Source organism: Sphingomonas sp. CD22 (assembly GCF_034556155.1).
Taxonomy (GTDB): Bacteria; Pseudomonadota; Alphaproteobacteria; order Sphingomonadales; family Sphingomonadaceae; genus Sphingomonas.
Genome location: NZ_JAYDYX010000004.1, coordinates 24703 through 36944 on the forward strand (window position 1 = coordinate 24703; position 12242 = coordinate 36944).

Annotated in this window: 11 protein-coding genes; 4 read left to right on the forward strand and 7 right to left on the reverse strand. The window is 68.9% G+C overall.

What is annotated here, in order from left to right:
• Window positions 1–28: 28 nt before the first annotated feature.
• From coaBC to SFC76_RS08865, 4 genes are all read right to left on the reverse strand, one after another.
• Entirely contained in the window at window positions 29–1210 is a 1182-nt protein-coding gene (gene coaBC, locus SFC76_RS08850; protein WP_322849119.1) for a bifunctional phosphopantothenoylcysteine decarboxylase/phosphopantothenate--cysteine ligase CoaBC, read from the reverse strand.
• Entirely contained in the window at window positions 1207–2328 is a 1122-nt protein-coding gene (locus SFC76_RS08855) for a hypothetical protein (protein WP_322849120.1), read from the reverse strand. The genes coaBC and SFC76_RS08855 overlap by 4 nt, the downstream gene beginning before the upstream one ends.
• Before the next feature lie 4 nt (window positions 2329–2332).
• Entirely contained in the window at window positions 2333–3868 is a 1536-nt protein-coding gene (gene ubiB, locus SFC76_RS08860; protein ID WP_322849121.1) for a 2-polyprenylphenol 6-hydroxylase, read from the reverse strand.
• 121 nt (window positions 3869–3989) lie between these two features.
• On the reverse strand, window positions 3990–4736 hold the full coding sequence (locus SFC76_RS08865) for a class I SAM-dependent methyltransferase (protein WP_038658779.1): 747 nt from the start codon (window positions 4734–4736) through the stop codon (window positions 3990–3992).
• Window positions 4737–4791: 55 nt separating this feature from the next.
• Between SFC76_RS08865 and mutM the strand changes: the two genes are divergently transcribed.
• From mutM to dnaA, 3 genes are all read left to right on the forward strand, one after another.
• Window positions 4792–5607 carry a bifunctional DNA-formamidopyrimidine glycosylase/DNA-(apurinic or apyrimidinic site) lyase gene (gene mutM, locus SFC76_RS08870; protein WP_322849122.1) on the forward strand — a complete coding sequence of 272 codons (816 nt, stop codon included), beginning with the start codon at window positions 4792–4794 and terminating at the stop codon, window positions 5605–5607.
• Between the two features lie 189 nt (window positions 5608–5796).
• Window positions 5797–6060, forward strand: a complete 264-nt coding sequence (gene rpsT, locus SFC76_RS08875; protein ID WP_038658785.1) for a 30S ribosomal protein S20 — start codon at window positions 5797–5799, stop codon at window positions 6058–6060.
• Between the two features lie 432 nt (window positions 6061–6492).
• Window positions 6493–7908, forward strand: coding sequence for a chromosomal replication initiator protein DnaA (gene dnaA / locus SFC76_RS08880; RefSeq protein WP_322849123.1), 1416 nt, complete (start codon window positions 6493–6495; stop codon window positions 7906–7908).
• Between the two features lie 52 nt (window positions 7909–7960).
• On the opposite strand, the gene trpS is transcribed toward dnaA, so the two are convergent.
• From trpS to secB, 3 genes are read right to left on the reverse strand one after another with little or no spacing between them, the layout of a single operon-like run.
• The gene (gene trpS, locus SFC76_RS08885) at window positions 7961–8974 is read right to left on the reverse strand and encodes a tryptophan--tRNA ligase (protein WP_322849124.1); all 1014 of its coding nucleotides are present in this window, start codon (window positions 8972–8974) and stop codon (window positions 7961–7963) included.
• Window positions 8971–10560, reverse strand: coding sequence for a murein biosynthesis integral membrane protein MurJ (gene murJ / locus SFC76_RS08890; RefSeq protein ID WP_322849125.1), 1590 nt, complete (start codon window positions 10558–10560; stop codon window positions 8971–8973). Before murJ ends, trpS begins: the two co-directional genes overlap by 4 nt.
• 25 nt (window positions 10561–10585) lie before the next feature.
• The gene (gene secB / locus SFC76_RS08895) at window positions 10586–11095 is read right to left on the reverse strand and encodes a protein-export chaperone SecB (RefSeq protein WP_322849126.1); all 510 of its coding nucleotides are present in this window, start codon (window positions 11093–11095) and stop codon (window positions 10586–10588) included.
• 193 nt (window positions 11096–11288) lie between these two features.
• Between secB and SFC76_RS08900 the strand changes: the two genes are divergently transcribed.
• A complete protein-coding gene (locus SFC76_RS08900) occupies window positions 11289–11939 on the forward strand; it encodes a Tim44/TimA family putative adaptor protein (protein WP_322849127.1) in 651 nt (216 codons plus the stop codon).
• Window positions 11940–12242 lie beyond the last annotated feature (303 nt).

Here is a 12242-nt window from a genome sequence, read left to right on the forward strand (position 1 = left end):
GCAGGGCTAGCCTGCCTGCGCGAACAGATCAAGAACCGGACAGCGTCTCCGCGATCCGCTGCGCCAGCCGCCGGGCCACGTCGGCCTTGGGCAAGCGCTGCCAATGTTCGACGCCGTCGGCGGTGGCGAGATGCACGGTGTTGGCGTCGCCGCCGAACACGTCGCCCGACACGTCGTTGGCGACGATCCAGTCGGCGTTCTTGCGCAGCCGCTTGGCAACCGCCTGCTCGACGACGCGCTCGGTCTCCGCGGCGAAGCCGACCACCAGCCGCGGCCGCCGCGGCCCGTGCGCCAGCGTCGCGAGGATGTCCTCATTCTCGGCCAGCACCAGCGCCGGCGGCGCGTCGCCCTTCTTGACCTTCTGCGGCGCGGCGGCGACCCGCCAGTCGGCGACCGCGGCGACCATCACCGCGGCATCGGCGGGCAGCGCGTCCTGCACCGCGCTCGCCATCTCGGCCGCGGTGACCACGTCGACCCGCCGCACGCCCGCCGGCGTCGGCAGCGTCACCGGCCCGGCGACCAACGTCACCGCGGCGCCGAGATCGGCGAGCGCGCCGGCGATCGCGAACCCCTGCCGCCCCGACGAGCGGTTGGCGATATAGCGGACCGGATCGATCGGCTCGTGCGTAGGACCCGCGGTGACCAGCACGTGCCGGCCCGCCAGCGGCGTCGCGCGTGGCGCGAGCATGCGGTCGACCGCGGCGGCGATCGCCTCGGGCTCGGGCAAGCGGCCGGGGCCGAATTCGCCGCACGCCATCGCGCCCGCGTCGGGCTCCATCACCGTGATGCCGTCGGCGCGCAGCTGCGCGACGTTGCGGACGGTCGCGGCATGCTGCCACATCCGCACGTTCATCGCCGGCGCCGCCAGCACCGGCGTGTCGGTGGCGAGCAGCAAGGTCGTCGCGAGATCGTCGGCGAGCCCCCCGGCCATCCGCGCGAGCAGATCGGCGGTGGCGGGCGCGATGACGATCAGATCCGCCTGCCGGCTGAGCTGGATATGCCCCATCTCCGCCTCGTCCTTGAGGTCCCACAGGCTGGTATAGACCTGGTCCTCGCTCAACGCGGCGAGCGTCATCGGCGTGACGAAATGGCTCGCCCCCTCGGTCATCACGCAGCGCACCGCATAGCCGCGCCGGCGCAGCAGCCGGATCAGCTCGCACGCCTTATAGGCGGCGATCCCGCCGCCGACGATCAGCAGGATACGCGTCATCGAACGATCCTCTTCACCGTGATCCGCCGCCGGTCGCTCACCGCCGCCAGCAGGTCGCGCGCGCCATCGGGCACGAAGACGAGGCCGACGAGCAGCAACGGCGCCACCAGCAGCCCCCAATAGAAGGTATCGACCCGCCCGAAGACGCTCAGCACCGCGGCATAAGCGGCGATCACGACCAGCACGCGCAGCCCGAGCACGTCACGCCACGCCGCCCAGCCGAACAGCGCCAGCCCTACCAAGGGCGCGGCGAGCCACAAGGGCACGATCATCAGCGCGGTCGACAGCGTCATCGTCCGCACGAAGAAGCCGAAGCCGAGATGCCCCGACCAGCCCGGCGACTGCGGATCGAGCGGCCCTACCACCTCGGCCACCGCATGCGCGTGCGCCGCCAGCGCCAGCGCCAGGATCGCCCCGGCGATGACCCACGCCGCGCCCTCGCGCCGGTCGCCGCCGGCGAGCGCCAGGATCGCCATCAGCAACAGATACAGCCCCGCGGTCTCGCGGATCAGCGCCGCCGACAGGCCGAAGGCGACCGCGGGCAGCCATTGCTCGTCGCGATGCACCGCCAGCGACAGCGCGATCAGCAACCCCGCCCAGATCTCGTGGAAGGCGATGAGGTCGCGTTGCACGAATGCCATCAGCCCCGCGGCGAGCAGCACCATCGCGACGATCCGCGGCGGCGGCCGCGCAAACGCCGGCGCCAGCCGCCGATACCAGGCGAGTGCCACCGCCGCGGCCAGCACGTAGAGCAATATCACGACGATCGCATGCGGCACCGCCGCCTGCACCATCGCCAGCGTCGGCAGGCGGAAGGTGACGAACGGCTTGAGCGGGTAATCGCCGGCGCGCATCGCATCCGCCGCGGTGGCGTAATAGCCGCCGCCATGGCGCACGTTGGCGACGATCGTCTCGTACAGCACGACATCGGCCTGATCGTCGCTGCGCCGCGCGGCATCGCCGCTCGCCGCCGCTGGGACCGGCGCGGCGAAGACGAGCAGGCACGCGAGCAGCAGCAACGCCAGCGCGACCAGCGCCGCCGCGGCGTTGCGCGGCGCCAGCCCGGCGAACCGCGACGGCTGCGCCAGCCACAGCGGGGCGGGGACGCGCCGCATCATCGCCTCAATGGACGACCAGCCAGGTCGCGACGACGCTCGCCGCCGCACTGGCCGCCGCGACCGCGGCATAGCGCCAGCCGCCGCCGATCCGCACCACCTCGATCTCGCGCAGCGGCGGGGCAGGGGGCTCGCCCCCCGGCGCCGGATAGCGCGCTTCGATCCGCCGGATCAGTTCGGGCAGGCCGGCGATCGTCTTGACGTCGGCGATCAGCCGGTCGGCAATCGCGGCTTCCGGGCCCAATTCGGTGCGGATCCACTCGCGCACGAACGGCGCCGCCGATTCCCACAGATTGATATCCGGATCGAGCCGCGTCGCGACCCCCTCCACCATCACCATCGTCTTCTGCAACAACAACAAATGCGGCTGCGTCACCATGTCGAAGTCGCGCGTGATCGAGAACAGCCCGTCGAGCATCATCCCGATCGACATGTCCTTGACCGGCAGCCCGCGCATCGGCTCGCCGACCGCACGAAGCGCCGTCGCGAATTCGGCGACATTGTGATGGCTCGGCACATAGCCCGCCTCGAAATGGATCTCGGCGACGCGGCGGTAATTGCCGGTGATCAGCCCGTAGAGGATCTCCGCCAGCCACACCCGCGCGCGCCGGTCGATCCGCCCCATGATACCGAAGTCGATCGCCGCGATGCGATTGCCGGGCAAGGCGAACAGATTGCCCTGATGCATGTCGGCGTGGAAGAACCCTTCCGCGATCGCCTGCCGCAGGAACGCCTGCACCAGCGTGTTGGCGAGCTTGGGCAGGTCGTAGCCCGCCGCGACCAGCGAAGCGCGATCCGACAGCTTGATCCCGTCGATCCATTCGACGGTCAGAACCCGCGCGGTCGAGCGCTGCCAGTCGATCGCCGGCACGACGAAATCGGGCTCGGCGGTCATCGATTCGGCGAGTTCGGAGGCGGATGCCGCCTCGCGCCGGAAGTTCAGCTCGCGCGCGGTCCAGCGCTTGAAATTCTCCACCGTCAGCCGCGGCCGCAGCCGCCGCGCCTCGATGCTCATCCCTTCGAGCTGCGCCGCCGCCCATTCGTAGGTCGCGATCGCGCGGGTGAAATCCGCCTCCACGCCGGGGCGCAGCACCTTGACCGCGACGGTCCGCCCGTCGGTGGTGATCGCGCGATGCACCTGCGCGATCGACGCGGCGCCGACCGGTTCCTCCTCGATGCTCGCGAACAGGTCCGACGGCGGGCGGCCGAAGCTGCCCTCCATCGCCGCGGCGATCGTCGCATAAGGGACGGGCGGCAGCTGATCCTGCAACCGCAGCAGGTCCTGCGTCGCCTCCTCGCCGACCAGATCGGGTCGGGTGGCCAACGTCTGCCCGAGCTTGATCGCCGCCGGCCCGATCGCCTGGAAGGCATCGGCATAGCGCGGCACCTTGGGCACCCGCGCGCCCAGCCGCGCGACCCGCGCCAGCCGCCGCACCGGCGCCGGCGTATTGGGATCGCGCTCGATCCCGCGCAGCGCACCGTGCCGCGCGAGGATGCGCCCCCATTTCAGGAGCCGCCAGACGTGGACGACCGAGGCGGTCATGAAAAAAGCCCCTCCCATTCAGGGGAGGGGTTGGGGTGGGGAACACGAGCGATCGTGTCGATGAGAAGTCGCCCACCCCCAACCCCTCCCCTGGAGGGGAGGGGCTTGATTGAGCGCCCCATCAAATCTTCCACCCGGAGTGGATCGCGACCAGCCCGCCCAGGATCGGTTCCGCCTTGGTCCGCACGAAGCCGGCATCGGCGATCATGCCCTTGAACGTCGGCATGTCCGGAAAGCGCCGGATCGATTCGATCAGATAGCGATAGCTGTCGGCATCCTGCGCGAGCAGCTGCCCCAGCTTCGGCACCATCTTGTGCGAATAGCCGTCATAGACTTCCTTGAACCCCGGCCAGGTCGTCGTCGAGAACTCGAGGCAGAAGAAACGCCCGCCGCGCCGCAGCACGCGATGCGCCTCGCGCAGCGCCTTGGGAATGTCGGTGACGTTGCGGATGCCGAAGGCGATCGTATAGGCGTCGAAGAAGCGGTCGGGGAAGGTCAGCGTCTCGGCATTGGCCTCGGTCCACACCAGCCCGTCGATACCCCGCTTGGCGGCGCGTTCCATGCCGACTTCCAGCATCGCCGGGTTGATGTCCGCCACCGTCACCGAGGCGCCCGATGCGGCGAGGCGGAAGGCGATGTCGCCGGTGCCGCCCGCCATGTCGAGGATCTGCTGCCCCTCCTGCGGCTGGACCCGCCGGACGAAGCGGTCCTTCCACAACCGGTGCATGCCGCCCGACATCGCATCGTTCATCAGGTCGTAGTTCTTGGCGACGCTGGAGAAGACGCCGCCGACGCGCGCGGTCTTCTCGTCGGGGGCGACGTCCTCGTAGCCGAAGGATACGGTTCCGGTGGTGGCGGTGTCGGTCATGCCACCGCCCTAGCCGCCGCTTGTGGCGGGGGCAAACGCAACCTAGCTGTTTGACGTGCCAGAACTCCCCGAAGTCGAAACCACCGTCCGCGGCCTCACCCCCGTGCTCGCCGGCCAGCGCCTGACCCTCGTCGAGCCGCGCCGCGCCGACCTGCGCAAGGCGATCCCGCCCGACCTGCGCCAGCGGCTCACCGGCGCCACCGTCACCGCGCTCGGCCGCCGCGCCAAATACGGCATGATCGACACCGACCGCGGCGATACGCTGATCTTCCATCTCGGCATGTCCGGGCGCTGGCGCGTCGACCCCGCCGAGCGCCTCGTCCACGACCATCTGCTGATCGGGACGGGGGAAGGGCGCAGCCTCGCGCTCAACGACCCGCGGCGCTTCGGCTTCCTCGATCTCGTCGCGACCGACGCGCTCGCCGCTTATCCCCCCTTCGCCGCGATGGGGCCGGAGCCGCTGGGGGAGGATTTCACCGGCGCCTATCTCGGCGCGGCGCTCAAGGCGCGCGCCGCGCCGATCAAGGCGATGCTGCTCGACCAGCGTATCGTCGCCGGCCTCGGCAACATCTACGTCTGCGAGGCGCTCCACGTCGCCCGCATCGCGCCGACCCGCGCCGCCGGCCAGATCGCGCTGCCGCGACTCGACCGGCTCGCGGTGGCGGTGCGCGAGGTGCTGCTCGCCGCGATCGACGCGGGCGGCTCCACCTTGCGCGACTATGCCCGCCCCGACGGCGAGCTCGGCTATTTCTCGAAGCAATTCCTCGTCTACGGCCGCGAGGGCGAACCCTGTCACTGCGGCGGCACCGTCAAACGCCGGGTGGATAGCGGCCGGTCGACCTTCTATTGCCCGAAATGCCAGAAGAGTTGATGCCCGCCGCCCAACTTCGCCGGGATGACGAAACCGAGAGGGCGGGGTATGAGGAGGAACGAGGCGCAAAACGCCCCGCAACGGTTGACCCCGACCCCCGGCTTCGCTAAGGGCGCTGCCTTCGAGAGGGCGTAGGGTGATCCGGCGCCTCTTCTGACATCGACCAATCTACTCGCAAGGACGTACCGAATGGCGAATACGCCGCAAGCCAAGAAGCGCATCCGTCGCAACGATCGCCGCGCCGAAATCAACGGTAACCGCATCGGCCGCATCCGTACCTTCATCAAGAAGGTCGAAGCGGCACTGGCGTCGGGCGACAAGGCTGCGGCGGACACGGCACTCGCAGCGGTGCAGCCCGAGCTGCAGCGCGGCGTCGCCAAGGGCGTCCTCCACAAGAATACCGCGAGCCGCAAGTTCTCGCGCCTGACCAAGGCGGTCGGCACGCTCGCATAACCCTTACTTTATAGTAAGTTTAGACCCGTCGGGACGTATGTCCCGGCGGGTTTTTTGATGTCCGGAACGGGCGCAAAAGGAACGAACCGGGAAAGCGAGGAAATACCGCGATTCGTGCCGAGCCCCCTCGGCGCGAGATGCGTGATGCCCCCGGTAAAATCTCACGATTTCAACGGCTTATGCGATTTCTGGACGCGTTTCTGCGGGCTTCGGGCTGTCAATCCCGTTTATTTCACCAATGTGACCCAGGCAGGGGTTGATCGACTCGGCCCAGGCTTCATAACTCGACTCCACCGCAGCGATGTTCATCGCAGTCGGGGACCTGAACAGCGTGGGCATGCCGGACGGCCGTTGGCCGTAAGGGGGATTTGTCTGTCTTGAATACGGCCGCCGGGCGACATTTCGTCGCTTCCGGCAACGAAGGGGTATGCGTTGAACGATCGACAGGCAGCGGCAGTGACGGAGACTGAGGCGCAGCGCGCCTGGGCTCGCGTCCGCTGCAACCTGCGCGAATCCGCCGGCGCGCGGCTCTTCGAGCAATGGCTCAAGCCGATGGAGCTGATCGAGGACGGCGACCCCGAATCGATCCGCCTCGGCCTGCCGTCGGCGTTCATGACCAACTGGGTCCGCAACCATTACGCCGACCGGCTGCTGCTCGAATTCCGTGCGCTGTTGCCCGACGTGCGCGGCGTGTCGATCGAGACGCGCCTCGCCGCCCCGGTCGCGATCAAGCTGGTCGCCGAGACGCCCGAGCCCGTCGCTGCCGCGGTCGCCGCTGCGCCCGCACCGGCGCCGGTGGTCGCGCCGCTCCGCCCGGCCGCCGAGCGCCCGCCGCTCGACGCGCGCTTCACCTTCGACCGATTCGTCGTCGATGCCGCCAACCGCGTCGCCTTCAACGCCGCGCGCATGCTCGCCGAGCCCGGCGTGCCCCGCTTCAGCCCGTTGTTCCTCCATTCGGGGACGGGGCAGGGCAAGACGCATCTGATGCACGCGATCGGTCACGCCTTCCTCGCCGCGCATCCCGACGCGACCGTGTTGTGCATGTCGGCCGAGCGCTTCATGTTCGATTTCGTCGCGGCGATGCGCGCGCGCGACACGCACAGCTTCAAGCAGCGCCTGCGCGGCGCCGACCTGCTGCTGATCGACGACCTCCAGTTCATCGCCGGCAAGGACGCGACACAGGAGGAGTTTTTCCACACGGTCAACGAGATCATGAGCGCCGGCAAGCGCCTCGTCATCTCCGCCGACCGCTGCCCGCAGGCGCTGGACGGGGTCGAGGCGCGGATCGTCAGCCGCATGTCGGTCGGCCTCGTCGCCGACATCAAGGCGCCCGACCTGACGTTGCGCCGCACTATACTGGACAGGAAACTTGCAGACCTGCCCGAGGCGAAGGTCCCCAACGAGGTGCTCGACCTGCTCGCGGCGCGCATCCACGCCAACATCCGCGAGCTGGAGGGCGCGCTCAACCGCGTCGTCGCTTATGCGCAGCTCACGGGCGATCGCATCGACCTCGATTTCGCGGTGGCGACGCTCGGCGACGTGCTCAGGGGCGCGCAGCGCCGGGTGACGATCGACGAGATCCAGAAGCTGGTCAGCCAGCATTTCGAGCTGAAGCCGCTCGACCTCGTCTCCGCGCGCCGCAGCCGTGCGGTGGCGCGCCCGCGCCAGATCGCGATGTATCTCGCCAAGCGCCTGACGACGCGCTCGCTGCCCGAGATCGGCCGCAAGTTCGGCGGCCGCGACCATTCGACCGTCATCCACGCCGTCCGCAAGATCGAGGAGCTTCGCGACCAAGACCGCGACATCGACGCCGCCGTCCGCACGCTGATGCGCGAACTGGAGGCGTAACGGCGGCGCCGGCGCTAAGAGCGCTGTTCCCGCCTTTCACGGAGGGGAGGGACTAGAGTACCAGCCCCATCGCCTCCTGCGCGCGGCGCAGCACCGGCACCGCCAGCGCCCGCGCCTTCTCCGCACCCTTCTCCAGGATCGCATCGATCGCGCTGCGGTCGTCGAGCAGCCGCACCATCTCGTTGCGGATCGGCCCGAGCGTCGCCACCGCAAGATCGGCGAGGTCGGGCTTGAACGCGCCGAACCCCTTGCCGGCATAATCCGCCAGCACGTCCGCCGGCGTCCGGTCCGCGAGCGCGGCGAAGATCGTCAGCAGGTTGCGCGCCTCCGGCCGCTCCGCCAGTTCCTCGACGGTCGCCGGCAGCACGTCGGGATCGGTCTTCGCCTTGCGGAACTTGTCGGCGATCACCTCGTCCGGATCGATCAGCTTGACCACCGATTGCTCCGACGGGTTCGACTTGGACATCTTCGCCGAGGCATCGCGCAGCGACATGATCCGCGGCGCCGCGGCGCTGACCAAGGGCTCGGGCAGGGTGAACAGATCGGTGGCGTAATCGCCGTTGAACTTGGTCGCGATGTCGCGCGCCAGCTCGAGATGCTGCTTCTGGTCGTCGCCGACCGGCACGTGCGTCGTATTGTAGAGCAGCACGTCCGCCGCCATCAGCACCGGATAATCGTACAGCCCGACGCTCGCGCCCTCGCGGTTCTTGCCGGCCTTGTCCTTGAACTGCGTCATGCGGTTTAGCCAGCCGACCCGCGCGACATTGTTCAGCAGCCACGCCATCTCGCTATGCGCGGGCACGCGCGCCTGGTTGAACAGGATCGAGCGGTCGGGATCGATCCCCGCCGCGACCAGGGTCGCGGTCATCTCGATCGTGTTGGCGCGCAGGTCCGCGGGCGCGATCCACTCGGTCAGCCCGTGCAGGTCGGCTATGAAATACAGCGTCTCGCCGCCCTCGGCCTGGATCGCATCCTGCTGCGCGACCCATTGCTTCACCGCGCCGAGATAATTGCCGAGGTGGAGATCGCCGGTGGGTTTGATACCGGACACGACACGCTTGGTCATCGGGACGAGGCTCTGCGACGGAGGAGGGAACGAAGATCGGCGAGGCGGAACGCGCCGGTGGCGAAACAGGCGATCGTATAGATCGCGACGCCCGCGCCGACCAGCACCGCGAGCGCCGCACCGCGGACCGGCAGCGAGCCGGTCAGATAGGGATCGACCAGCGGCGCGACCAGCAGCAGCGCCGCGCCCATCAGCAGCGCCGACAGCGCGAGCCGCGGCAGCTTGCGCTTGACCTGCGGATCGAGCGCGAAATGGCCGCGACGGGCGAGGACGAAATAAAGCGACGCGACGTTGACGGTCGAGGCGATCGCGGTCGACAGCGGCGGCCCGATCTGGCCGAGGTTCCACGGCGCGAGGCTGGGGATCAGCACCAGATTGCCGACGAGGTTGATCGCCACCGAATAGAGCGCGAGGCGCAGCGGCGTCTTCGTATCGGAGCGTGCGTAGAAACCGGGCGTCAGCACCTTGACCAGCACATAGCTCGGCAGCCCGAGCGAGAAGGCGGCGAGCGCCTGCGCGGCGCGAACGCTGTCGCTGGCGACGAATGCGCCATGCTGGAACAATCCGCGCACGATCGGCTCCGCCGCGAAGACGAAGGCGGCGGTGGCGGGCAAGGTCAGGAACAGCGCCAGTTCGAGCCCGCGGTTCTGCATCTCCATCGCCTCGCTATCGCGCCCTTGCGACAGCAGCCGCGAGACGACGGGCAACAGGATGGTGCCGAGGCCGATGCCGATCATGCCCAGCGGCAGCTGGTTTAGCCGGTCGGCGTAATAGATTGCGGAGATCGATCCCGCCGCCAGCAGGTTGCCGGCGAGCGCGGTGGAGATCGCGAGGTTGATCTGCGCCGCACCCGCGCCGGCCGCGGCGGGGATGATCAGCTTGAGCATCCGCCGGACGTCGTCGTCGATCCGCGGCCGGCGCAGCTTGAGGCTCACGCCGGCTTGCCGGCACGCCCACCAGAGCCAGGCGAGCTGCAACACGCCACCGACGGTGACCGAGATCGCCTGCGCGCGGGCGGTCGCATAGGGATCGCCGCCGTGGAAGAAGATCAGGCTGCCGACCATCGCGACGTTGAGCAGGATCGGCGCCGCGGCATTCACCCAGAACCGGTCGAGGGAGTTGAGGATGCCGCCGAGCAGCGACACCAGCGAGATCAGCATCAGATACGGGATGGTGAAGCGCGACAGCGACACCGCGAAGGCGAATTGCTCGGCGCTGGGATGCTGCCGCTCGAACCCACCCGACAGGGCCCAGGTGACCGGATAGGCGGCGACCAGCATCGCCGCGGTGAACAGCAACAGCACCGGGAACAGCACCGCCATGGCGCGCTCGGCGAAATCCACCCCCGCCGCGGTGCCGCCGCCCTCTGCCACCTTGCGGTTGAACAGCGGGATGAACGCAGCCGAGAACGCGCCTTCCGCGAAGAGCGCGCGGAACATGTTGGGCAGGCGGAAGGCGACGAAAAACGCATCGGACGCGAAACCCGCGCCGACATAGGAGGCCTGCAACGTATCGCGGACGAGCGCCAGCACCCGGCTGGCGAGCGTCAGCCCGCCCACCGAGCCGAGCGCCTTCGTCAGATTCACCCGCTTGCGCCCCCCGCCTGATGGATCAGGCGTGACCGACGTCGCTGACCGAGAAGGCGCCGTTCTGCTCGGCCTGCTGCAGATAGAGCTGCGCGAAATCGATCGGCTCGAGCAGCAGCGGCGGGAAGCCGCCGTCGCGCACGCAATCGGCGAGCACGCGGCGCGCGAACGGGAACAGCAGGCGCGGCGCTTCGCCGAGCAGGAACGGCTGCACCGCATCGGCGGGTACGTTGCGCAGGCCGAACAGGCCGGCATAGGTCAGATCGACGATGAACGCGGTCTGGCCCTCGACCTCGGCCTTGACGTCGATCTTCAGCAGCACCTCGTGCACCTCTTCGCCGACCTGGGCGGTGCCGATGTTGAACTGGACGTCGATCGCGGGCGGATTGGCGTTCTGGAAGATGCCCGGCGCATTGGGGTTCTCGAACGAGAGATCCTTGACGTATTGCGAGATCAGGCCGGCGGCGGGGGCGGTGTCCGCGCCGTTGAGCGGCGACTGGGTATCGATCGAAGTGCCGTTGTCCTGGTCGGCCATAAGAATGATCCTCGAATGAAGCGGAAAAGAGGGGACCGAAGCCGCATGTCGGGCGTTCGATGCCTTTGGCGCCCGCGCCTAGCAGCGCCCGAACCGGGTTTCAACGGGCTGGGTCGAAAAGCCTGGGGGGCAAAAGCCCCGGTTTGAATTGAAGGGGTTTTGGGCCTATGTATCGATCAAGATCGGAGGCACGGTGTTTTACGTAGTTCTACTCGCGATGGTGGCGGCGTTCCTGGCGCTGCGCCTGTACAGCGTGCTCGGCAAACGCACCGGCCACGAACAGCAGCCGCTGCCGCGCGCTGCCGACGATCGCCCCGCCGCGGTCGCACTGGCGCCGCGCCCGATCGATGCCGCGATCGAATCGCGTGAGCCGGTCAACCGCAACATCGAGCCGCGCGCCGAAGCGGGCCTGCGCGCGGTCATCGCCGGCGAGCAGGGCTTCGACGTCAACCAGTTCCTGTCCGGGGCACAGGCCGCTTATCGCATGACGCTGGAAGCCTATTGGGCTGGCGACGAAGCGACGCTGGCGGATCTCGCGGAACCCGATGTCGCGCGCGCCTTCGGCGATGCGATCGCCGCCCGCCGCGAGGCCGGCGAGACGCTGGAGAACCGGCTGGTCTCGATCGAGCGCGCAGTGATCGCCGACGCTTCGCTCGACGGTCGCGACGCGCGCATCACCGTCCGCTTCGACGCCGACATCGCCGCGGTCACCCGCGACGCCGAAGGCCAGGTCATCGCCGGTTCGCTGACCGACGCGGTCGAGACCCACGACGTCTGGACCTTCGCCCGCACGCTCAAGAGCCGCGACCCCAACTGGAAGCTGGCGGACACCGACGAGGAATAAGGCGCGCGATCGCTTGGGGCTCGTTGATAAAGGCCGCCCGCATTCCTCTTCAGGTTCGTCACCCCGGACTCGTTCCGGGATCCACCGGGCCGCCCGCGAATGGTGTCGCCTCAAGCCTTTCCCCTCGCCGCAGGGTGCACCCCGGAACAAGTCCGGGGTGACGCGGTGGGGTTGGGAAGCCACTAAGGCGATCGACATTCAGGCAAATTCCTCCCCCGCCAGGGGGAGGTGGCGCGGCGAAGCCGTGACGGAGGGGGAGGACACGGAACAGACGTTTTCCTTTCCTCCCCCTCCGTCATGCCT

Excerpts from the sequence above, each read along its gene's own strand:
- SFC76_RS08855 (WP_322849120.1), bottom strand. The coding sequence starts at position 2,328 with ATGATGCGGCGCGTCCCCGCCCCGCTGTGGCTGGCGCAGCCGTCGCGG.
- coaBC (WP_322849119.1), bottom strand. The coding sequence starts at position 1,210 with ATGACGCGTATCCTGCTGATCGTCGGCGGCGGGATCGCCGCCTATAAG.
- secB (WP_322849126.1), bottom strand. The coding sequence starts at position 11,095 with ATGGCCGACCAGGACAACGGCACTTCGATCGATACCCAGTCGCCGCTC.
- rpsT (WP_038658785.1), top strand. The coding sequence starts at position 5,797 with ATGGCGAATACGCCGCAAGCCAAGAAGCGCATCCGTCGCAACGATCGC.
- trpS (WP_322849124.1), bottom strand. The coding sequence starts at position 8,974 with ATGACCAAGCGTGTCGTGTCCGGTATCAAACCCACCGGCGATCTCCAC.
- SFC76_RS08865 (WP_038658779.1), bottom strand. The coding sequence starts at position 4,736 with ATGACCGACACCGCCACCACCGGAACCGTATCCTTCGGCTACGAGGAC.
- ubiB (WP_322849121.1), bottom strand. The coding sequence starts at position 3,868 with ATGACCGCCTCGGTCGTCCACGTCTGGCGGCTCCTGAAATGGGGGCGC.